General features: G+C 66.1%; 27 protein-coding genes and 1 tRNA gene. 21 read left to right on the forward strand and 7 right to left on the reverse strand.

Annotated elements, in window-relative coordinates:
* Positions 1–33 precede the first annotated feature (33 nt).
* The 7 genes from IEY07_RS09015 (at position 34) to aqpZ (ending at position 4,303) form a co-directional block, all read left to right on the forward strand.
* The gene (locus tag IEY07_RS09015) at positions 34–279 is read left to right on the forward strand and encodes an AbrB/MazE/SpoVT family DNA-binding domain-containing protein (RefSeq protein ID WP_188894895.1); all 246 of its coding nucleotides are present in this window, start codon (positions 34–36) and stop codon (positions 277–279) included.
* A 238-nt stretch (positions 280–517) separates the two neighbouring features.
* Complete coding sequence (locus IEY07_RS09020) at positions 518–685, forward strand: PIN domain-containing protein (protein ID WP_188894896.1); 168 nt, start codon at positions 518–520, stop codon at positions 683–685.
* Positions 686–695: 10 nt separating this feature from the next.
* The gene (rph, locus tag IEY07_RS09025) at positions 696–1,439 is read left to right on the forward strand and encodes a ribonuclease PH (protein WP_188894897.1); all 744 of its coding nucleotides are present in this window, start codon (positions 696–698) and stop codon (positions 1,437–1,439) included.
* A gap of 19 nt (positions 1,440–1,458) precedes the next feature.
* The gene (locus IEY07_RS09030; protein WP_188894898.1) at positions 1,459–2,100 is read left to right on the forward strand and encodes a non-canonical purine NTP pyrophosphatase; all 642 of its coding nucleotides are present in this window, start codon (positions 1,459–1,461) and stop codon (positions 2,098–2,100) included.
* A 14-nt stretch (positions 2,101–2,114) separates the two neighbouring features.
* Complete coding sequence (locus IEY07_RS09035; protein ID WP_188894899.1) at positions 2,115–2,927, forward strand: thymidylate synthase; 813 nt, start codon at positions 2,115–2,117, stop codon at positions 2,925–2,927.
* A gap of 8 nt (positions 2,928–2,935) precedes the next feature.
* Positions 2,936–3,424 carry a dihydrofolate reductase gene (locus tag IEY07_RS09040; protein ID WP_308422926.1) on the forward strand — a complete coding sequence of 163 codons (489 nt, stop codon included), beginning with the start codon at positions 2,936–2,938 and terminating at the stop codon, positions 3,422–3,424.
* Between the two features lie 120 nt (positions 3,425–3,544).
* Positions 3,545–4,303: an aquaporin Z gene (aqpZ, locus tag IEY07_RS09045; protein ID WP_188894900.1), complete on the forward strand. Its 759-nt coding sequence runs from the start codon at positions 3,545–3,547 to the stop codon at positions 4,301–4,303.
* 11 nt (positions 4,304–4,314) lie between these two features.
* On the opposite strand, the gene IEY07_RS09050 is transcribed toward aqpZ, so the two are convergent.
* From IEY07_RS09050 to IEY07_RS09060, 3 genes are all read right to left on the reverse strand, one after another.
* Positions 4,315–4,398, reverse strand: a tRNA-Leu gene (locus IEY07_RS09050).
* A 26-nt stretch (positions 4,399–4,424) separates the two neighbouring features.
* Positions 4,425–4,835: a VOC family protein gene (locus IEY07_RS09055; protein WP_188894901.1), complete on the reverse strand. Its 411-nt coding sequence runs from the start codon at positions 4,833–4,835 to the stop codon at positions 4,425–4,427.
* Positions 4,836–4,889: 54 nt separating this feature from the next.
* Entirely contained in the window at positions 4,890–6,008 is a 1,119-nt protein-coding gene (locus IEY07_RS09060; protein WP_229669882.1) for an aldo/keto reductase, read from the reverse strand.
* Positions 6,009–6,101: 93 nt separating this feature from the next.
* Between IEY07_RS09060 and IEY07_RS09065 the strand changes: the two genes are divergently transcribed.
* Positions 6,102–6,695 (forward strand): TetR/AcrR family transcriptional regulator, encoded by a 594-nt coding sequence (locus tag IEY07_RS09065; protein ID WP_188894902.1) that lies wholly within the window; start codon positions 6,102–6,104, stop codon positions 6,693–6,695.
* Between the two features lies 1 nt (position 6,696).
* Here IEY07_RS09065 and IEY07_RS09070 read toward each other — a convergent pair whose 3' ends face one another.
* Positions 6,697–7,254, reverse strand: coding sequence for a DUF4188 domain-containing protein (locus tag IEY07_RS09070; protein WP_229669883.1), 558 nt, complete (start codon positions 7,252–7,254; stop codon positions 6,697–6,699).
* 50 nt (positions 7,255–7,304) lie between these two features.
* Here IEY07_RS09070 and IEY07_RS09075 point away from each other — a divergent pair, with 50 nt between their 5' ends.
* Positions 7,305–7,916, forward strand: a complete 612-nt coding sequence (locus IEY07_RS09075; RefSeq protein WP_188894903.1) for a MerR family transcriptional regulator — start codon at positions 7,305–7,307, stop codon at positions 7,914–7,916.
* A 146-nt stretch (positions 7,917–8,062) separates the two neighbouring features.
* Here IEY07_RS09075 and IEY07_RS09080 read toward each other — a convergent pair whose 3' ends face one another.
* Positions 8,063–9,157 (reverse strand): NAD(P)/FAD-dependent oxidoreductase, encoded by a 1,095-nt coding sequence (locus tag IEY07_RS09080; RefSeq protein WP_188894904.1) that lies wholly within the window; start codon positions 9,155–9,157, stop codon positions 8,063–8,065.
* Positions 9,158–9,246: 89 nt separating this feature from the next.
* Here IEY07_RS09080 and IEY07_RS09085 point away from each other — a divergent pair, with 89 nt between their 5' ends.
* From IEY07_RS09085 to IEY07_RS09105, 5 genes are all read left to right on the forward strand, one after another.
* Complete coding sequence (locus tag IEY07_RS09085) at positions 9,247–9,705, forward strand: MarR family winged helix-turn-helix transcriptional regulator (protein ID WP_188894905.1); 459 nt, start codon at positions 9,247–9,249, stop codon at positions 9,703–9,705.
* Positions 9,706–9,907: 202 nt separating this feature from the next.
* Positions 9,908–11,062, forward strand: a complete 1,155-nt coding sequence (locus IEY07_RS09090) for a Gfo/Idh/MocA family protein (protein ID WP_188894906.1) — start codon at positions 9,908–9,910, stop codon at positions 11,060–11,062.
* A gap of 24 nt (positions 11,063–11,086) precedes the next feature.
* Positions 11,087–11,899, forward strand: a complete 813-nt coding sequence (locus IEY07_RS09095; RefSeq protein ID WP_188894907.1) for a sugar phosphate isomerase/epimerase family protein — start codon at positions 11,087–11,089, stop codon at positions 11,897–11,899.
* A 52-nt stretch (positions 11,900–11,951) separates the two neighbouring features.
* Complete coding sequence (locus IEY07_RS09100) at positions 11,952–12,374, forward strand: mycothiol transferase (RefSeq protein ID WP_188895393.1); 423 nt, start codon at positions 11,952–11,954, stop codon at positions 12,372–12,374.
* Between the two features lie 68 nt (positions 12,375–12,442).
* Complete coding sequence (locus IEY07_RS09105; protein ID WP_188894908.1) at positions 12,443–12,898, forward strand: HIT family protein; 456 nt, start codon at positions 12,443–12,445, stop codon at positions 12,896–12,898.
* Between the two features lie 29 nt (positions 12,899–12,927).
* Here IEY07_RS09105 and IEY07_RS09110 read toward each other — a convergent pair whose 3' ends face one another.
* Positions 12,928–13,665, reverse strand: coding sequence for a class I SAM-dependent DNA methyltransferase (locus IEY07_RS09110; protein ID WP_188894909.1), 738 nt, complete (start codon positions 13,663–13,665; stop codon positions 12,928–12,930).
* A 156-nt stretch (positions 13,666–13,821) separates the two neighbouring features.
* Here IEY07_RS09110 and IEY07_RS09115 point away from each other — a divergent pair, with 156 nt between their 5' ends.
* Positions 13,822–14,094 carry a YciI family protein gene (locus IEY07_RS09115; protein WP_188894910.1) on the forward strand — a complete coding sequence of 91 codons (273 nt, stop codon included), beginning with the start codon at positions 13,822–13,824 and terminating at the stop codon, positions 14,092–14,094.
* Complete coding sequence (locus IEY07_RS09120) at positions 14,091–14,933, forward strand: aldo/keto reductase (protein WP_188894911.1); 843 nt, start codon at positions 14,091–14,093, stop codon at positions 14,931–14,933. Before IEY07_RS09115 ends, IEY07_RS09120 begins: the two co-directional genes overlap by 4 nt.
* Here the strand turns inward: IEY07_RS09120 and bcp are convergent.
* Positions 14,930–15,409, reverse strand: a complete 480-nt coding sequence (bcp, locus tag IEY07_RS09125; protein ID WP_229669884.1) for a thioredoxin-dependent thiol peroxidase — start codon at positions 15,407–15,409, stop codon at positions 14,930–14,932. The genes IEY07_RS09120 and bcp overlap by 4 nt on opposite strands.
* A 341-nt stretch (positions 15,410–15,750) precedes the next feature.
* Between bcp and IEY07_RS09130 the strand changes: the two genes are divergently transcribed.
* The 5 genes from IEY07_RS09130 to IEY07_RS09150 all read left to right on the forward strand — a co-directional run bounded on the left by IEY07_RS09130 (position 15,751) and on the right by IEY07_RS09150 (position 20,302).
* Positions 15,751–16,077 carry a DUF3618 domain-containing protein gene (locus IEY07_RS09130; protein WP_188894912.1) on the forward strand — a complete coding sequence of 109 codons (327 nt, stop codon included), beginning with the start codon at positions 15,751–15,753 and terminating at the stop codon, positions 16,075–16,077.
* A gap of 63 nt (positions 16,078–16,140) precedes the next feature.
* Positions 16,141–16,473 carry a GroES family chaperonin gene (locus IEY07_RS09135; protein WP_188894913.1) on the forward strand — a complete coding sequence of 111 codons (333 nt, stop codon included), beginning with the start codon at positions 16,141–16,143 and terminating at the stop codon, positions 16,471–16,473.
* Positions 16,474–16,665: 192 nt separating this feature from the next.
* On the forward strand, positions 16,666–18,036 hold the full coding sequence (locus IEY07_RS09140; protein WP_229669885.1) for an ABC transporter substrate-binding protein: 1,371 nt from the start codon (positions 16,666–16,668) through the stop codon (positions 18,034–18,036).
* On the forward strand, positions 18,027–19,382 hold the full coding sequence (locus IEY07_RS09145; RefSeq protein WP_188894915.1) for an ABC transporter permease: 1,356 nt from the start codon (positions 18,027–18,029) through the stop codon (positions 19,380–19,382). The genes IEY07_RS09140 and IEY07_RS09145 overlap by 10 nt, the downstream gene beginning before the upstream one ends.
* Positions 19,379–20,302, forward strand: coding sequence for a carbohydrate ABC transporter permease (locus IEY07_RS09150; RefSeq protein ID WP_188894916.1), 924 nt, complete (start codon positions 19,379–19,381; stop codon positions 20,300–20,302). The genes IEY07_RS09145 and IEY07_RS09150 overlap by 4 nt, the downstream gene beginning before the upstream one ends.
* Positions 20,303–20,308: the final 6 nt, after the last annotated feature.

Below are 20,308 nucleotides of genomic sequence, written 5' to 3' on the forward strand. Positions count from 1 at the left end.
AGGCTCGACAAGGCTGAATGGTAATCTCGACCCATGCGCACAACCATGGACGCCGGTGGGCGAGTGGTGATCCCCAAGGAGGTGCGACGGCAACTCGGACTACAGCCGGGGCAACCGCTCGACATCGCCGTCGTCGACGGCCGGGTCAGCATTGACGTGTCCGGAATCGGCATGCATCTCGAGGTCCGTGACGGACTTCCGGTCGCCGTTCCGGATGAGCCGGTCGAGCAACTCACCGCGGAAACGGTCCGTGCCACGGTGGAGGAACTGCGTCGGTGAGGGCCGTTGACACCAGTGTCATCGTCGCGGCGTTCGCCGGCTGGCATCAGGACCACGCCTCGGCCGCGGCGGAGCTTCGGCAGCGCCCCCGGGTCGTCGCCCACGCGCTGTTGGAGGCCTACAGTGTGCTGACCCGGTTGCCCGGTCCGCACCGAGCGCCGCCGGTCTGGCTGCTGAATTCCTGGCCGCGGTCTTTCCCGAAGAGCCGTTGGTTCTGTCGTCGGGTCGCTATCGGGAGATGGCGACATCCCGACTGGTCGGACTCGGAATCTCCGGTGGTGCCTGTTACGACGCGCTGATCGCCGAGACCGTCCTGGCCGCGGGTGGAACGTTGGTCACCCTGGACGGTCGGGCACTGCGGACGTACATCAAGATCGGATGTCCGGCGGAGCAGCTCAGTCGTTAGGGTTGCGGCCATGACCGAGACGACGAGCAGCACCGGACCCCGCGCGGACGGCCGCGCCTACGACCAGTTGCGCGAGGTCAGGTTCACCCGCAACTGGCTGGACTCCGCCGAAGGGTCGGTGCTGGTCGAATTCGGCAAGACCCGGGTGCTCGTCGCCGCCAGCGTCACTGAGGGTGTACCGCGCTGGCGGAAGGGCTCCGGCCTGGGCTGGGTGACCAGCGAGTACGCGATGCTGCCGCGAGCGACCAACACCCGCAACGACCGCGAGTCGATCAAGGGCCGGGTCGGTGGGCGTACGCACGAGATCAGTCGGCTGATCGGCCGCAGTCTGCGCGCGGTGATCGACTACAAGGCGCTCGGCGAGAACACCATCGTGCTGGACTGCGACGTCCTGCAGGCCGACGGCGGTACGCGTACGGCCTCGATCACCGGCGCCTATGTCGCGCTCAGCGATGCGGTCAGCTGGTTGCGGGACCGCAACGCGCTGGCGGGAGAACCGCTGACCAACTCGGTCTCGGCGATCTCGGTCGGGGTGGTGGACGGCATCCCGATGCTCGACCTGGCCTACAGCGAGGACTCGGTGGCCGACACCGATATGAATGTGGTGCTGAGCGGAACGGGCGACTTCATCGAGGTCCAGGGCACCGCTGAGGGGGCGCCGTTCGACCGCAACACCCTGAACACGCTGCTCGACCTGGCGACCGACGGCTGCACGACATTGAAGGAACTGCAGCAGGCCGCGCTGGCGGACTGACCGAATCCGGAGAATCGGCATGGCGTACGAGGTGGTGCTGGCGACCGGAAACGCCAAGAAGCTGGTCGAGTTGCGCCGGATGGTCGCCGAGAACCCGGCCGCAGCCGCGCTGGACATCCAGGTGCACGGGCTGGCCGACTTCCCGGCCTACCCGCAGCCGGCCGAGACCGAGCGGACCTTCGAGGGCAACGCGCTGATCAAGGCCCGCACGGCCGTCGCCCGCACCGGACTGCCGGCCCTGGCCGACGACTCCGGGCTGGCGGTCGATGAGCTCAACGGCATGCCGGGCGTCCGGTCGGCGCGCTGGTCCGGGCCGGATGCCACCGACGACTCCAACAACGCGCTGCTGCTGGCCCAGCTGGACGACGTGGCCGACGAACGGCGTGCGGCGCAGTTCGTCAGCGCGGTCGCGCTGGTGCTCCCCGACGGCAGGGAGTTCGTCCGACACGGGCGGATGGCGGGTCGGCTGTTGTCGGAGCTTCGTGGTGATAATGGGTTCGGGTACGACCCGATGTTCGTCGCTGATGCGACCGTCGCGGCGGGGCGACAGCTCAGCAACGGGGAGTTGTCGGCCGAGGAGAAGGACGCGATCAGCCACCGCGGCATTGCAGTGCGGGCGATCGTCGAAGTGTTGGTGGACCTTGTGAAGGAAGCGGTCTGAGGGGTGAGTGGGCGATGAAGACGTATCTGGATCTGCTGCAGCATGTGCTGGACAACGGCACCGAGAAGGGTGACCGGACCGGCACCGGCACGCTGAGTGTCTTCGGCTACCAGATGCGCTTCAACCTCAATGACGGGTTCCCGCTGCTGACCACCAAGAAGATCCATACCCGGTCGGTGTTCGGCGAGCTGCTCTGGTTCCTGCGCGGCGAAACCAACGTCAACTGGCTGCATGAGCACGACATCAGCATCTGGGACGAGTGGGCCGACGATTCCGGCGAACTCGGGCCCATCTACGGCTACCAGTGGCGCAGTTGGCCGGATCCGATCGCCGCCGAGAACGGCGAACCGGACACCCATGACCAGATCAGGACCGTGATCGAGCAGATCCGCAAGACCCCCGACTCCCGGCGGATGATCGTCAGCGCCTGGAACGTCGCCGAGCTCGACCAGATGGCGCTGCCGCCCTGCCACACGATGTTCCAGTTCTACGTCGCCGACGGACGGCTGAGCTGCCAGCTCTACCAGCGCTCGGCCGACATCTTCCTCGGCGTGCCGTTCAACATCGCCTCGTACGCCCTCTTGACCCACATGATCGCCCAGGTCACCGGGCTCGGGGTCGGCGACTTCGTGCACACCCTGGGCGATGCGCACCTCTACCTCAACCACGTCGAGCAGGCGAAGCGGCAGCTCACCCGGACGCCGCGCGCGCTGCCGAAGCTGATCTTGAACCCGTCGGTCACCGATATCGACGACTTCACCCTGGACGACATCAGCGTCGAGGGCTACGACCCGTACAAGGGCATCAAAGCCCCGATCGCGGTCTAGGCCCGAGCTTGTCGCAGAGTATGGAGGTCGTCGCGATCGCCGCGGTCGCCCGCAACGGCGTGATCGGCAACGGCCCGGAGATCCCGTGGCGGATCAAGGGCGACCAGGCGCGCTTCAAGAAGCTCACCACCGGCCACGTGTTGATCATGGGCCGCAAGACCTACGACTCCATCGGCCGCCCGCTTCCTGGGCGCAGCACGATCGTGATCAGCCGCAATCCGGACTGGTCGGCCGACGGGGTCGAGACCGTCGACTCGATCGAGCGTGCACTTGAGCGGGCCGCCCAGATCGACCCCGACGGACCGGTATTCATCGCCGGCGGGGGAGACATCTACCGTGCGGCCCTTGATCGTACCGACCGGTTGGAGATCACCGAGGTCGACCTCGAGCCGGAGGGTGATGCGACTTTCCCGGAGATCGATCATGACCAGTGGCTGGTGTCGGCCCGGGACGATGATCACGACGGTTTCGCCTGGGTCAGCTACGTCCGCCGGTAGGAAACGTTGCCGGAAAGCTATCGCGACCGGCCGAGATGATCCGAAGCCAGGGACTGCGGCTGCCCTAAGGTGACTTACGTTCCCCAATGTGTGGGGTGTGGACAACGTAAGGAGATGGTCATGGATTCCTCCACTCCTGCAGCTCGGATCGGTGCGGAGTTCCTGGGCACGTTTTGGCTGGTCTTCGGCGGCTGTGGTGCCGCCATCCTGGCCGGTGTCGTACTCAACACCGACCAGGTGTCGGTCGGGATCGGATATCTCGGTGTGGCGCTGGCCTTCGGTCTGACGGTGCTGACGATGGCGTTCGCGGTCGGCCACGTGTCCGGCGGACACTTCAACCCGGCGGTCACGATCGGGCTGGCGATCGCCAACCGGATCGAATGGAAGTGGGTTCCCAGCTACATCATCACCCAGATCGTTGCGGGCTCGGCGGCCGGTGCGGTGCTGTGGGTGATCGCCAACGGCAAGCCGGGCTTCAGTGCTGTCGACAGTGGCTTCGCCAGCAACGGTTACGGTGATCGTTCGCCCAATCACTACTCGCTGCTGGCCTGTGCGATCGTGGAGATCGTCCTGACGGCGTTCTTCCTGTACGTGATCCTCGGTGCGACCGACGACCGGGCGCCGAAGGGCTTCGCCCCGATCGCGATCGGCCTGGCGCTGACTCTGATCCACCTGGTCGGCATCCCGGTCACGAACACCTCGGTCAACCCGGCCCGTTCGATCGGTGTCGCCTGGTTCGCCGGAAGCGGTGCGCTGGAACAGGTCTGGTTGTTCATCGTGGCGCCGATCGCGGGTGCGGCGATCGCCGGCTTCAGCTACTCCAAGATCACCGCGGCCCACAAGCTCGAGGTCGACGAGGGCGTCGCCAACAACCCGTAGGGCTCATGCGCTGGTGCCGGAGGCGGGACTTGAACCCGCACGCCTGGGGCACAGCATCCTAAGTGCTGCGTGTCTGCCAATTCCACCACTCCGGCCGTCCCGACAGTTTAGGGGTACGCAGCTACTGCACGAGCAGGCAGAACGGATGTCCGGCCGGGTCGGCAAGCACATACAGCGGCTCGTCCTCCTCGTCGGTGCGGTCGAACAGCAGTGTGGCACCGAGTTCCTCGGCATATCGGCGTTGCCGCCGGAGCTCATCGACATCGGCGACCAGATAGTCATGGTGCATCTGCTTGGGCACCTCGTCGGTGGGCCAGGTCGGCCGGGCCAACTCGCTCACCTGGTTGAAGGCCAGCACCCGATGATCATCATCGTCCATCAGCACCAGCCAGTCGGCCTCGTCGGGCCCGCTCTCCGGTGGTTCGTCGCCCGGTCGGTAGTGCAGTCCGAGCAGTTGCCGGTAGAACTCGGCGAGCCCGCGACAATCGGTGGCATCGAGCGCGGTGTGCATCAGCACCGGATGGTTCGGCATGGCGCCTCCGTGATTGCGGTGTAGTGGTCGCGATGCACGACATCATGGCACCGATCAGTCCGTGGCACCGTTGATCACCGGGCGACTGAAGGTCGCCGGCTGATCGGCGACCACGACGCCCGGGTTGATCACCCAGGACTGGTACTGCGGGGTGAACATCGCGTACGGCGCGGTGGGTTCCGGCGCTGTCGCCGCGTTGAGTGTGGTGATGACCTCAGCCGGCAGGGTCAACCCGGTCGCTGCCAGATTGCTCTCCAACTGCCGTACGCTGCTGGCCCCGGTGACCAGTGACGTGATGCCGGGCCGGGCCAGCGCCCACGCGAGTGCGACCTGCGCCATCGGTGCCCCGACGGTGTCGGCGGCCTCGCGCAGTGCATCCACTGCGGCCCAGTCCCGTTCGGTGAGAGGCTTGCTCGGAGCATCCGGGTTGGCGATCCGGCCCTCGCCGCTGACGCCATCGCCTGCGCGGGTGTACTTGCCCGTGAGCAATCCGCCCCCGAGCGGGCTCCAGGCGGTCAGGCCGATACCGAGATTCTGTGCCATCGACACGTACTCCGCCTCGAGTGATCGTTCTGCCAACGAGTACGGCAGTTGCACGGTGATGATCGGCGAAAGGCCGTGCACCTCGGCATAGGTCTGGGCGCGGGCTGCGTACCAGGCCGGTACGTCCGACAGCCCTGCGTAGCGGATCTTTCCCTCCCGGACAAGATTGTCGAGAGTCCGTACGACCTCCTCGACCGGGGTGATCCGGTCCCAGGTGTGCAGCAGGTAGAGGTCGAGGTAGTCGGTGTCGAGACGACGCAGGGATGCCTCGACCGCGCGGACGATGTGCGCCCGGCCGTTGCCGCTCGCGTTCGGATTGGGCCGCGTCGTCTGGTCGACGGTGTTGGTGAACTTGCTGGTGAGAACGACCTCGTCGCGGTTGCCTGCCCTGCGGATCAACCGGCCGAGGATCCGTTCGCTCTGGCCGGCGGTATAGAAGTCGGCGGTGTCGATGAAGTTGCCGCCGGCCTCGACGTAGCGACGGAAGATCGCCTCGGCATCCTCCTCGGTCTTTCCGTACCCGGCATGGAATCCGGCCACGCCGAAGTTCATCGTGCCGAGAGCCAGCCGGCTCACACGAAGGCCGGAGCGGCCTAAGAGGTAATAGGTGTTCATCGGGTTCTGATTCACACCTCGAAGGTAGGTACAGCGTTCTGGACCTGCAAGTCCAAAATACTGTCGAAGTTGGACCGGCGGGTCCAAAGTGCGGGTACGCTTCCAACCATGGTGCTGACGACGAAGGGCCGCGCTATGCGGCAGCTCATCATCGACGGTGCGGCGGCGTACCTGCGCAGTTCGGATCCCGGCACCGCGACCCTGGATGACATCCGGGGAGTGACGCACACCAGCAAGAGCCAGCTCTTCCACTACTTCCCGGGCGGCAAGGAGGAGCTGTTCCTCGAGGTGGCGCGTTCGGAGGCCGATCGGGTACTGGAGGACCAGCAGCCGCATCTTGACGCGCTCGACTCGTGGGCGGCCTGGGATCGCTGGCGCAAGGCGGTGATCGCCCGGTACCGCGCGCAGGGTGTCAACTGCCCGATGGCTGCGCTGATGAATCAGCTCGGCACTGTTCCCGGTGCGGCCGAGGTTTCCACCGTTCTGCTGAGACAGTGGCAGGACCGGGTCGAAGCAGGTATCAGGACGATGCAGGCCAAGGGTGCGGTCGGCCCGGGGATCAATGCCCGGCGGATGGCTGCGGCCTTCGTCGCCGGCATCCAGGGTGGCGTTGTCGTCCTGCGTACGACCGGAAGCACGGACCACCTCGAGTCGATCCTGGCGGTGCTGATCTCCCACCTGCGCAACTCGCGCAACGCGTGAGTCACGCCGGGCTTGACGGCTCCTGGGTGATCCGCTGTCGGGCGGTGTTGAGTCGTCCGGTGACCGGCTTGATGCCGGTCGCCTTGGCCAGCCCCTGCAGCGGCGTGTTGACGTAGATCGACTCGGCGTGCTCGACCTGGAAGGTCTCGTGCCAGACACCCACTACGCCGCCGGCCTTGCGCGCATTGCGGTTGTACGCCGCCCAGGCGGGCCGGTGGGTTGCCGCCGGGTCGCTGGCGTAGGCGTACAACTTGTCGAGGCTGCTCCAGTACTGGACCAGCCACGGCCCTCGCAGGTCGAAGATCAACCGGTACCCGAGCAGCCCGGATTCCTTGTCCTGGGAGAGTTCGCGGAGCATTCGCGGCATCGCGGCGAAGACCGGCAGCCAGCGATCTGGTCGCCACCACCGGTTGATCGTCATGCCGATCAGGAAGACGACCAAGTCTCTGTCTGTGTTGCCCTCGGTGACGCCGTCCTCGCTGATCGCGTAGTCGTGGGTCATCCGACCCGTGTTGATCCCCGCCATGATCCAGCCTCCCGGCATGATGGATACTGTCACTCTCTAATATTGGAGAGTAACACTGTCCAATAGTGCTGGCAAGGAGTTCCGTGCGTATCTCCGAGTTGTCCCGGGCCAGCGGAGTCCCGACGGCCACGATCAAGTACTACCTGCGGGAGGGGCTGCTGCACTCCGGCGAGCTGACCTCGGCGACGCAGGCCCAGTACGACGACGGCCACGTCGCCCGGCTGCGGTTGATCCGGGCGCTGATCGGCCCGGCCCGGTTGTCGATCACGACGGCGAAATCCGTGCTGGCGGCCATCGATGCGCCTGAAGGGCCGGTGTTGGAGCGTCTCGGCCGGGCGTCGATGGCGGTCAGCGGTGGCGAGGCAGAGGCCGAACCGGCTGCTGCCCGGGAGCTTGTTGATCAACTCGGCTGGCAGGTGGAACCCGGTAGTCCAGCACTTGTTGATCTTGAAGCTGCCTTGACGGCGATCGACGAGGCACAGCTGCTGTTGATCACCGGCGGGGTACGGCGCTACGCCGAACTGGTGCAGCGGCTGACTGTCGCCGAGATGGGCACGGTGCCGACCGAGACGCCCGAAGCAGCCGTCCGGCAGGCCGTGCTCGGCACGATCCTGATCGAGCCGCTGCTGATCGCGCTCCGCCGGCTCGCGCTGCAGGATGCGGCCATCCGCCGCTTCGGCAAGCAGCACTCGTAGGGTCCCCGACAGGCGATCATGCTCGCCCACCCGATTGGGATGTCTCGACCCGGACTACAGCGGGCCGAAGTAATCGTCGTTCCATTCGTCCAGGGGGTCGCCAAGCACCATGGTGGGCGGCCGAGCGCGGGGGAGCAGCCCACGCGTCAGGAGCCGAAGCGCTCTGCGAAGCGGGCGGTGAAGAGGTCGGTGCCCTTGCGTTGGACAACGGCTTCGACGGGAGCGGGCACCGAGCCGCCGTCGGGCGAGGGCAGCTGGCCAACGCCGAAGCGGGACCCGAGGGGGAGCAGGAGGCGAGGGGTGGCGTCAGGCTCGTAGACAGAGGTGGCGTCCCCGCCGCGCAGCTGCGCGAGGATGTTCTCGATCACTGTTGGGGCTTGGGTCTGCGCCCAGGTGGCCATTTTCGCGTCGGGGAGCTCGGCGATGTCGCCCAAGGCGTAGACCCTGGGATGCCCGACGACGTTGAGGTGACCGTCGACCGCGACGGTGTGACGTTCGGTGAGCTCGGTCAGGGCACCGTCGTCGAGAAAACCGGTGTTGGGCTGTGATCCGAAGCAGCGGAACCAGATGTCGGCGGTGATCGCCTCGCCGTCGGTGGTCTGCACGGCGAATGCTGTCGCGACGCCATCCGGGACGTCGGGCATCGATTCGATTGCGGTGCCCAGCCGCAGTTCGATGCCGAGGCCGTCGAGCTGGCGGTGCAGCTGCTCGCGGACCTCCGGGAGGTATCCGGGCAGCGCCTGGCTGGAGCGGTCGATGATGGTGACGTGCTTGTCGGGCCAGGCCTCGCGGATCTCGCCGGCGAGCTCGAGGCCGACAGGCCCGCCTCCGATGATGAGGACGCGCCCTGCTCGTACGAGCTGCTGGCCGGTGGCGCGCAAGTCTCGCGCGGCCTCTGTGGCGCTGGTCTCTGGCAGGTGCGGCCTGGCGGGGTAGGCGTGCGCGGACCCGGTGGCCAGCACCAGATAGTCGGCGTTGACGCGCTCCCCGCTCGCGAGGGTCACGCCGGCGGCGTCGGCCGATGTGACGCTGCCGCGGACGATTCGTCCGCGGTCGAGCAGGCGGTCGTAGGCGAAGAATGGGCGGTCCGCCCAGTCGGGGCGGACCAGGGCCCGCATCGAGCTGGAGACGTTGACGAAGGAATCCCGCGGGTCGATGAGGATCAGCTCTGCCTCTGGGTCCAAGGCCTTCGCCACCATCGTCCCGGCGTATCCGCCGCCGACCACGACAACCTTGCTCATCGCTGCATGTCCTTCCGCCTCCTGAAGAGTTGACGTAGCAACTGTAGCTCGTAGAGTTGCGATGTCAACTCTTGGCGTAGGATGACCACATGGCGGAGCTGGGAGTACTCACGGAGCAGGACTGGGAGTTCTGGGACGCTTGGGTCCGTTCGCAGCGCCTGCTCAACCGCGAGTTCGACAGGGCGCTGCAGCAGGAGCTGGCGCTCTCGAAGGCAGACTTCAGCGTCCTGGTGACGCTGGAGGCCGCCCCGGAGGGACGGAAGCGCGTGGGCGAGGTCGCCGAGGCTCTGGACTGGGACAAGGGCCGCGTGGCCCACCAGCTCACCCGCATGGAGTCCCGCTGTCTACTCGCGCGCGAGGAGGACGGCGCGCCCGGGCGTAGGACCGGCGTGCGGCTTACCGCGACCGGATGGGAAGCCGCACGGCGCGCCGTGCGACTCCACTCGGAGAACGTTCGCCGTCTCGTCCTCGACCGCCTGGCTCCCGAGGAGCGGGCCGCCATCGCCGCGATGAGCTGCCGGGTTATCAGGGACCTCGACGCTGGATGACACCCCCGGCTCGCCGCTGCTGCGCCCGCCTTCTCTTCCTACTCGGTCGGGCGCTTCCCGGCAGGCGAGGATCTGCTCGGCGTGCTCGTGCGCCACCGAACCGCGTCTGCACAGTAGGGCCTTTGCGAGCTGCGGTTCGTTCGAAGTTCTCCGTCACGTGCCGGTGGTTGTCGATCTTCGTCGTCTGGAATGATCAATACCCATGACAGACGTCCGCTTCGGCATCATCGGCATCGGCAACATCGGCACGACGCACGTGGCCCGGTTCGAGCGTGGAGAGATCGCACACGCACGGCTGGTCGGGATCTGCGACTCGGATCCGGCGGCACTGGCCCGGCATCCGCACCTGAAGGGTTGGAGCGACAGCGCCGCGATGATCGCCTCCGGCGAGGTCGACGCCGTGATCATCTCGGCACCGCACTATGCGCACACCCCGATCAGCATCGACGCCCTCAGCCACGGTCTGCATGTGCTGGTGGAGAAGCCGCTGGCGGTGCATCAGGCCGACTGCGACCGGATGATCGCCGCCCACACCAATCCCGACCAGGTGTTCGCTGTCATGTTCGACACCCGTACCGAACCCCGCTATCGGAAGCTGCGTGAGCTGATCCAGTCCGGGCAGCTCGGCAGGATCCGCCGGATCAACTGGATCCTCACCGCCTGGTTCCGGTCCAACGCGTACTACCGCTCCAGCAATTGGCGTGCGACCTGGGGCGGTGAGGGCGGCGGCATGCTGGTCAACCAGCTCCCGCACGACCTGGACCTCTTCCAGTGGCTTTTCGGGTTGCCGCAGCGGGTTCGCGCGTTCTGCCCGATCGGCAAGTACCACCCGATCGAGGTCGAGGACGAGGTGAATGCCCTGCTGGAGTTCGCTGACGGCAGCACCGCGGTGCTGGTGGCGACCACCGGCGAGGCACCCGGAACCGACCGCCGCGAGATCATCGGCGACAACGGCCGCGTCGTGGTCTACCCGGACCGGCTCGAGTTCACCCGGACCGCCATGCCGACCTCGGAGTGGAACGCCACGACCGAGAAGTCTTTCGGTGGCCCGGAGACGTCGCTCGAGACGATCGAGATCGACGGCAAGGGCGGACACCACACCGAGGTGATCAACGCGTTCGTCTCGACCATCCGCGGCGAGGGTTCGCTGATCGCCGAGGCTGCCGAGGGGCGTGCCTCGGTGTCGTTGGCCAACGCGATCATCTTGTCCTCCGAGCTGGATCGTACGGTGGAGTTGCCGCTCGATCCGGCGACGTTCGAGCAGTGGCTGTCGGGGAAGCGGGAGTCATCGACCTTCGACGCGAACGCCGCGACGTCTGGTGGCGTGGCGGACATGAGCGCGTCGTTCTCGTCCTGACCGACCGGCTCGAAGGAGGCATCCATGACCACAGCTCAGGCAACCGAGGGCCGGCTGTTTCCCCGGACGCCAGGAATGGTGTCATTCACCTATCGTCGGGAGTTCGACGAGGACGTCGCGGGAACCCTGGACCACATCCGATCGCTCGGTGTGACCGACATCGAATTCTCCAACCTGTTCGGTCGGACCGCGGCCGAGATTCGTACCCTGCTTGACGAACGAGGCATGTCCTGTTCGTCCTACGGCGTCGGGTACGCCGATCTTCAGGACTCCACCGATGCGGTCGCGGCGGCAGCGAAAACCCTTGGGGCACGCTTCGTACGCGTCGCGTGGATTCCTCACGAATCGCCCTTCGACCATCAGCAGGCCCTTGACGCCGCGGCCACCTTCAACCGGATCGGAAGCCGGCTGCGTTCCGAGCACGACCTCACGTTCTGCTATCACAATCACGGGTACGAGTTCGTGCCTCACAACGACGGCACGCTGTTCGATCTGATCATGCAGAGCACCGAACCTGCCGTGGTGGGCTTCGAACTGGATGTCCTGTGGACCTTCTTCCCCGGCCAGGATCCGGCGCAGCTGCTGCGTCGCTATCCGGACCGATTCCGCCTGATGCACCTCAAAGACCTCCGGTGCGGGGTCGTGGGCGACCTGAGCGGATCGACCGCACCCGAGAATGACGTCGCTCTCGGGGACGGCCAACTCGATCTGCCCGACATCCTCCGCGCGGCCCGCGAGTCATCGATCGAGCACTACTACATCGAGGACGAGAGTCCATCGACCGCCGACCAGGTGCCGCGCAGCCTCGCCTACCTGGCTTCGCTGCGTTGGTCTTGATTCTGACGCGACGTCAGGTCCTAGCCTGCAGGTGTGGCACTAGTCCGGGGGCCTGAAGTCCTCGCAGTTAGGGGCCAAACACCCTCCGTCGGGTCTGACGGTCGCAGGCACGATGGTGCACCTGGCCAAGGTCGAGGAGATGTGGACGGCATCCGCTGCCGGCCGCGCACCGGGGTCACCGGTGATCGGCTCGGACGGCGAGGAACACTACGGCGCCGAGTGGCAGGAGGCGCCGAAGCTGCCGCCCGAGGAGCTCTACAGCCTGTGGTACGGCACGATCGGTCGCTGCCGGGACGAGTGGGCCGGCCTTGTCGCCGACGGCGGCCTCGACGTCGAGTGCACCGACGATCCGGACTATGTGGTCAATCGTCGGCGCCGGCTGGTCGACATCTTGGAAGAGAACTTGCTGCACACGGGCCAGATTTCGATCATCCGCGAAGCGATCGACGGGCTTGTGGGCAACGGTGCGCCCTGATCGAATTCAGCCTGTCCGGTGAGGGACGCCGATCCCGGCTGAAACGGGCCGAACGGCGGTGGGCGGTTATGACAGACTTCTTGGCTATGCCGGACTGCGTCTTTTGCTCGTTACTCAACGGTGACGGGTCGGCGGAATGGCTATGGCGGGGACAGTCAGCATCGGCGCTACTGCCGCTGCGACATGGTTGGCTGGCTCTGGGGCACACCCTGGTCATCTCGAACGAGCATGCGGTCGGCGTGCAGGACGTCTCGCCGCATGGCATCCAGGAGGTTGCGCTTCTGGTCCAGCGGGTCGCGCAGCAGATGGCAACCACGATTGGCGCCTCCGGGGTCAACGTGCTCAACGCCAGCGGTCCAAACTCGGACCAGACCGTCGACCATTTGCACTTTCATGTGGTGCCACGATGGGCTGACGATGGTCTGGACACCTGGGTTCACGGGCGGTCGAGTCATGAACTCGGCGACGGTTGGTTTGACGAACTCCGCGGTGGGCTGGCATCCACGATTTCGGACCCCAGTTGACCTCCTGCCAGGTCAATTCCCTTTGCGAGTCAGGCCGGCTTGCGCCAAACCGAGACGTGGCTGTCGCTCTCGGAGGTGAACGGGCTTCGACGCCAGTCTGCATACCGTGACTCGAGTTCGAGTCCTGCGACCATCGCCATGAGATCGCACTCCGACGGCCAGACGTATCGGAAGCCGCCGGACCCGTAGCGGATTGTGCCTTCGGCATCGCGATCGTAGTGATGAGAGATGCATTGCTGCGTCACCAGATCGTAGGTGTCGAAGGACGCGTGTCCATCACTGACGTCCATCGCAACGATCTGCTGCCCTGGGGCAAGGCGGCGGATCGGCGGCACCCACAGCTCGATCACGAATCGTCCGCCAGGGCTCAGATGTCGTGCGGCATTTCGGAAGCACTCGACCTGTTCGGCCTGCGTTCGTAGGTTCGAGATGGTGTTGAAGACCAGGTAGACCAGAGCGAACTCACCATCGATGGTCGTGGTGGCCATGTCGCCGATGATCACTGGCAACTCTGCTTCGCCGACCTTCTGGCGAAGTTGGGCGACCATTGGCCCGGACAGCTCAATGCCGGTCACGGGAACGCCGCGACCAGTCAGCGCGACCCCGACGCGACCGGTTCCGATCGCGAACTCGAGTGCTGCCCCGGTGCCCGCAAGGTCAGCGAGGAAGTCAACAGTGGGGTTGAGCACCTCGGGTGCATACATGCCGGCTTGGTTGGCGTCGTAGCGTTCTGCTTGTTGCCGGCCCCAGACTTCGCTTGTCGTCATCGCCCACAGTCTGGCCGGGCCGCGTTGCGCGGTCGACGGGTTTTCGAAGACCAACCGCGCGCTTGTGCGGATTACGCCGGTGCCCAAAACATCAGCCCGCCACGAACCCGATGAGTCGCCCTGGCCTCGGCGGGGATGACTTGTAAGGTCACGGTCATGATCGCTGTCGAAGTCGCCTACACCACGCCGAGCCCGGAGCGGGATCGGCTGCGCCCCGCGCACCGGGAGCGCCTCAACGGGCTGCATGCCGAGGGCAAGGTCTTTGCGTCCGGGCCGTGGCCAGACGACACCGGCGCGCTGTTGATCTTCAACACCGAGGCCGACGAGGCCCAGCGGCTGGTGGACGAGGATCCGTACTTCCAGGCCGATGGCGTACGCGTCGTGTCGGTCCGGGAATGGAATGTCGTGGTCGGCGGCCCGCAGGAATGACGGTCACCGCCGACGCGGCCGGCACCTGGACGCTGGGCGACCTGACCGTCAACCGGCTGGGCTTCGGTGCGATGCGGCTGGCGGGCGACCGCGACGAATCGATCGCGGTCCTGCGCAGAGCCGTCGAACTGGGCGTCAACCACATCGACACCGCGGCCTTCTACTTCAGTCCGCTGCGCTCGGCCAACGAGTTGATCAACACCGCCCTGGCGCCGTACGACGGCCTCGTGATCGCGACCAAGGTCGGCCCCGGACGTGATCCGTGGGGCAACTGGATCGACCAGCTCCGGCCGGACCAGCTGCGCGGTCAGGTCGAGGAGAATCTGCGTCAGCTTGGCCAGGACCACCTGGACGTGGTCAACTTCCGGCGTCGCAGCGAGGCCAATGTCGCCGACTACATCGGCGCCCTGGCCGATCTGCGCGACGAGGGACTGATCCGCCACATCGGCATCTCCAATGTCGGGCCGGAGGCGGTCGCGGTCGCGCTGGAGGCGTCGCCGATCGTCGAGGTGCAGAACGCGTTCGGCGTCGACAACCAGCCCGCCCGGCAGCGCGAACTGATCCGGCTGTGTGCCGAACAGCAGATCGCGTACGTGCCGTTCTTCAGCATCGTCGGCGGCCGGGCCGGTGCCCACGGAGGTGCCGAGAAATCGGTCCGGGCGATCGCCGCCGGTCACGGCGTCAGCCCAGCCCAGATCCGACTGGCCTGGACGCTGCAGCTGTCGCCGAACGTGCTGGCCATCCCGGGCACCGGGAGCCCGGAGCATCTGGAACAGAATGTCGCCGCGGCCGCGATCCGGCTCACCGACGACGAGCTGGCCGCGCTGTCGGACTACTAGACGGCCAACTCCTTGCGGAGCTTGGCCACGTGGCCCTTGGCGCGGACGTTGTACTGAGCGACTGCGATGGTGCCGTTGCCCTCGGCGTCCACGTCAACCACGAAGGTCGACCGCAGCACGCCCTCGATCAGCTTGCCGTAGAGCAGCTTCTCCCCGTACGCACCCCAGGCGGACAGCGTGGTCTTGTCGGCGTCGGACAGCAGCGGGAAGCCGATGTGCTCCCGCTCCTTGAATTTCGCCAGCTTCGCGGTGTCGTCGGGCGAGATGCCGAGCACGCTCAGCCCGGCCGAACTCAACTCGTCCATGGCGGCCGTGAAATCGACGGCTTGGGTGGTGCAGCCGGGAGTCATCGCGGCCGGATAGAAGTAGACGATCACCCGTTTGCCCGCGAAATCGGACAACGAGACGGTCTTGCCGGTGGCATCGGGCAGGCTGAAGGCGGGGGCCACGTCCCCCGGTCCGAGGCGATCGCTCATGGACAGAACCCTAATGGCCGGGACCCACACCGATCGATCCGCGTTCATCGCCGGCCCCGACTGGTCCGTCGGCCACGCCGCCCTGGCCGGGAAACAAGGCAGGGTCCTACTTCTGTCTGGCGCTCGCGATGCTCGCCGCGGCCGTCGTCTTCGGGATCCTGGTCTTCTGGAGCCATACCAAGGAGCGCTGGGCGGTGGGGTCGCATCCGATGGCAGAGTGACCCGTACGGCGAGGGTTGTTCCGGCCGCGACTGTGGGTAGATACGCTGGGCCGACGGAGTAGCCGCCAGAGCAGCCGACAGGCCGTACCGAAGATCCTGTGCCGAGTAAGAGAGGTCACCGTGACCGAACAGACGCCCAGCCGGGCCGCGTCGAGCACGCCGCGCAGCCGAGCCCAGATCGAGGCGGACCTTGCGGCAACGCGCGAACGCCTCGCATCGTCGGTCGAGCAGCTCATCGACCAGGTGCACCCGCAGCGGGTGAAGGAGCGTCAGATCGAGTCGGCCAAGACGCTGGCCCGCGCCGAGGTCGCCAATCTCCGCTCGCAGGTCTTCTATCCCAACGGTGAGCTGCGGACCTCCCGGTTGGCGGCAGTGGGCGGGGCAGTGGCAGGCTTTGTCACGTTTGTTCTCGTCGTCCGCAAGATCGTCCGCGGCGCCAAGTTGTAGCACCCACAAGCGACACTGGAGGAAGAGCTGTCTGCGTCTGCACCGTCCGGATCCGGGAAGGACATGTCCCTGGATGCCGGCGCCGAACTGCCGATCCGGATGCTGCACGACCGGGTCCTGGTGATCCGGGAAAGCGAGTCCGGAGAACGCCGTAGCGGCAGCGGCATCCTGATTCCTGCCACGGTCTCGATGAGCCGACGGCTCGCCTGGGCAGAGGTTGTTGCGGTCGGCGCCAGCGTACGGGTCGTCAAGGTCGGCGACCGGGTGCTCTTCGACCCCGAGGAGAAGGCCGAGGTCGAAGTCCGCGGCAAGGACTACACCCTGCTGCGGGAGCGTGACTTACATGCCGTCGCCGCCGAGAGGCTCAACGACGGCAGCACCGGCCTATATCTGTGAGCCTGTATCTGTGAGCCGCATCGGCGTTCCTGATGGCGCAGGCGGCCTGAATTCGATCTGAACCCACGGTCACGATCAGACCCTCGCTGACCGCGGGCACGGACCCCACCCCGTTTGCTGTGAACTCGCACGGGTTAGCCTGAAGAGGTCGGCAATATTTCGCCAGACGGCGAAATCAGGGAGGAAGTAACCGTGTCCGCGGGGAAAATCAGGTTTCTGATCGGCTCATTGACAGCAGCAACTCTGGTGGGGCTGGCTGCATGCGGAGGCGGTGGTTCCGGTGGTTCGAGTGGGTCAGCCAGCAGCCCGGCCGCTCCCGCGACCAGCGCCAGCGCCGGCGGCGACCTGAAGGGCCAGTCGTTCACAATCCTCGGTCAGTGGACCGGCGGGGAGCAGAAGGCATTCCAGGCCGTGCTCGACAAATTCGACTCCGAGACCGGGGCTACTGGGCATTACACGCCCGCCGCCGGCGGTGACGAGGCGACGGTGCTCGGCACCAAGGTGGCCGGTGGTACGCCGCCCGACGTGGCGATCCTTTCATTGCCCGGTGCGATCGCGCAGTACGCGTCCTCGGGCGATCTGAAGCCCGCGACATCGGCGATGCAGCAGGCGACCAAGGACAACTACTCCTCGGAGTGGGCGACCCTCGGCTCATACAAGGGCAAGTTGTACGGTGTCCCGGTTGATGCATCCAACAAGTCGACCTTGTGGTACAACAATAAGCTCTTCGGTAACGCCGGGATCACCAAGCCGCCGGCGACCTGGCAGGATCTGATCAAGGATTCCAAGACGTTGTCGGACTCCGGTGTGACCACGCCGATCTCCGTCGGTGGCGGTGACGGCTGGACGCTGAGCGACTGGTTCGAGAATGTCTACATCCGCACCGCCGGGCTGGCGAACTACGACAAGCTCACCAAGCACCAGATCCCGTGGACCGATCCGACGGTGACCACGGCGCTGAACACGCTTAAGCAGATCTGGGGCGACAAGCAGTTGGTCGGCGATCCGGCCCAGGCCGTCAAGGTGCCGTTCACCGGCTCGGTCGACAACACCTTCAAGGCCAACCCGAGCTCCGCGATCGTCTACGAGGCCAGCTTCGTCGCCACCACGATCACCAGCGACAAGCTGCCGGCCAAGGTCGGCACGGACGCCAAGGTCGCGTCCTTCCCGTCGATCAACGGCTCCAAACCGGTGGTCGAGGCAGCCGGCGACTTCGCGGTCGGTTTCACCGACAACAAGGCCGCCCAGCAGTTCATGGCATACCTCGGCGGCAAGGAGGCCTCGGCGATCCTGGTCGGCACCCAGGGCAGCGGCTTCATCTCAGCGAACAAGAATCTGACTGCCTCCGACTACGCCGATCCGACGTCGGCCCAGCTCGGGCAGCAGATCGTCTCGGTCGGCGACAACTTCCGTTTCGACATGTCGGACCAGGCACCGGCAGCATTCGGTGGCACCCCGAACAAGGGCGAGTGGGGTGATCTCCAGACGTTCTTGACCGACGGCGACGTGAAGGCGGCACAGAAGCAGCTGGAGAAGGACGCCAAAGCGGTCAAGTGGCAGTAGTCGAGGCGCCGGGGCGGCCGGCGGCGAGTGATCGCCGCCGGCCCGGGCGCTCGCCGGGGGAACGCGGCTGGATCGCGGCGATCTTCCTGCTGCCCGCGGTGGTGTTCCTCGGGGCGCTGGTGCTCTACCCGCTGATCTACACCGTCATCCGGAGCTTCTTCAACGACGGGCCGAGCGGGCGTGCGACGACCTTCGCCGGCCTGAAGAACTACATCGGGATCTTCACCGCCCAGGATTCGCTGCAGGCCTTCGAGAACAACATCATCTGGGTGATCGTCGTGCCGGCGGTCGTCACAATCCTCGGGTTGTTCTTCGCGGTGCTGACCGAACGGATCCACTGGGGCGCAGCGTTCAAGATCATCCTGTTCATGCCGATGGCGATCTCGTTTCTTGCCTCCGGCGTGACCTGGACGCTGATCTACGTCGACACGCCGAGCCGCGGCCTGGCCAACTCGGTGGTGATCGGCGTGCACGACATGTTCGGATCGCAGCGGTCCTTCCCTGAGCTGCATCCGGGCAACAGCGCCAAGGGCCTGACCGGGAATCCGAAGCAGGGCTTCACCTTGACGACCCCGGTGACCTCCTCCGATGTCGCGCTGTTCCCGCTGACCGGCTTCAACCTGACCTCGCCGCCGCCGGGTGCTGAGCCCGCCGTCAAACCGGCACCCGGTAACGGCATTTCCGGCGTTGTCTGGAACGACTTCAAGCTCGGTGGCGGTGGCACCTCGGGTGCCGTCGACCAGGGTGAGCTGGGCGTTCCGGGGATCAAGGTCGAGGCGTTGCAGAACGGCAAGGTGGTCGCCACCGGCACGACGGAGGCGAACGGCACCTTCCGCTTCGCCGATCTCGGCAACGGCAGTTACCAGATCCGCCTGCCAGGGCAGGACTTCACCGCCGCCTACCAGGGCATCTCCTGGCTGGGCAAGGATCTGATCACCCCGTCGATCATCGTCGCCTATCTGTGGATCTACGCCGGATTCGCGATGGTGTTGTTGTCGGCCGGGATGTCGACGCTACCGCGTGATGTGCTCGAGGCAGCCCGGATCGACGGTGCATCGGAATGGCAGGTGTTCCGGCGGATCACCGTCCCGTTGTTGTCACCGGTGCTGCTGGTGGTGTTCGTGACGATGTTGATCAACGTGCTGAAGATCTTCGACATCGTCTTCATCATCCAGCAGGCGGCCGGCGGTGACGCCCGCTACGGCAATGTGCTGGCGGTGCAGCTCTACACCGATTACGGCAACCAGCGTTTCGGCCCGGCGAGCGCGATCGGGATCGTCCTGGTGCTGTTGGTGATTCCCGCGATGATCTTCCAGATCAGGCGGTTCAGAAAGGACGAGTCATGACCGCGCCCACTGTGACGGGAGCATCCGCGACCACAGCGGCCGGGAGCGGGATCGTCACCGGTGCGGCAAATCGTGGGCTACCGGCTCGGCTGGCCGCACGGACGGGCAGCGGCGCGCTGCAGATCGTGCTGATCATCGTGGCGCTGTTGTGGCTGCTGCCGACCTTCGGCCTGTTGGTCGAGTCGTTGCGCGATCCGACCCAGTATTCGGGCGGCGGCTGGTGGCATGCGCTGATCCATCCCGCCCAGCTGACGGTGGCCAACTACCAGGCACTGCTCGAGACCCCGGCGATGCGGTCCGGCTTCCTGAACACCGTGTTGATCACGGTGCCGGCAACCGTCCTGGTGATCTTGATCGGCTCAGCCGCGGGCTACGCATTCGCCTGGATGCGCTTCCCCGGCAGGGACTTCGCCTTCCTGGTGGTGGTCGGCCTGTTGGTGATCCCGATCCAGATCGCGCTGATCCCCGTGGTCAAGCTGTACGCCGCCCTCGGCCTGACCGGTTCGATCATCTCGGTGATCTTCTTCCACGTCGGCTTCGGGCTGCCGTTCGCGATCTTCCTGCTGCGCAACTACTTCGCCGGGATCCCGTCGGAGTTGATGGAGGCGGCACGGATGGACGGCGCCGGCGAGGGCCGGATCTTCTTCAGCCTGATCCTTCCGCTCGGGATGCCGGCGATCGCCTCGCTGGGGATCTTTCAGTTCCTCTGGGTGTGGAACGACCTGCTGGTGGCGTTGGTCTTCAGCGACAGCTCCAGCCAGCCGCTGACCGTAGCGCTGGCCAGCCAGACCCGGCAGTTCGGCAGCAGCATCGACATCCTGGCACCGGGAGCGTTCCTGTCCCTGGTCGTACCGCTGATCGTCTTCCTGGGTTTCCAGCGCTACTTCGTCCAGGGCGTGATGGCAGGCTCGGTGAAATAGCCGTAC

Source organism: Microlunatus endophyticus, from assembly GCF_014646195.1.
Classification (GTDB): Bacteria; Actinomycetota; Actinomycetes; order Propionibacteriales; family Propionibacteriaceae; genus Microlunatus; species Microlunatus endophyticus.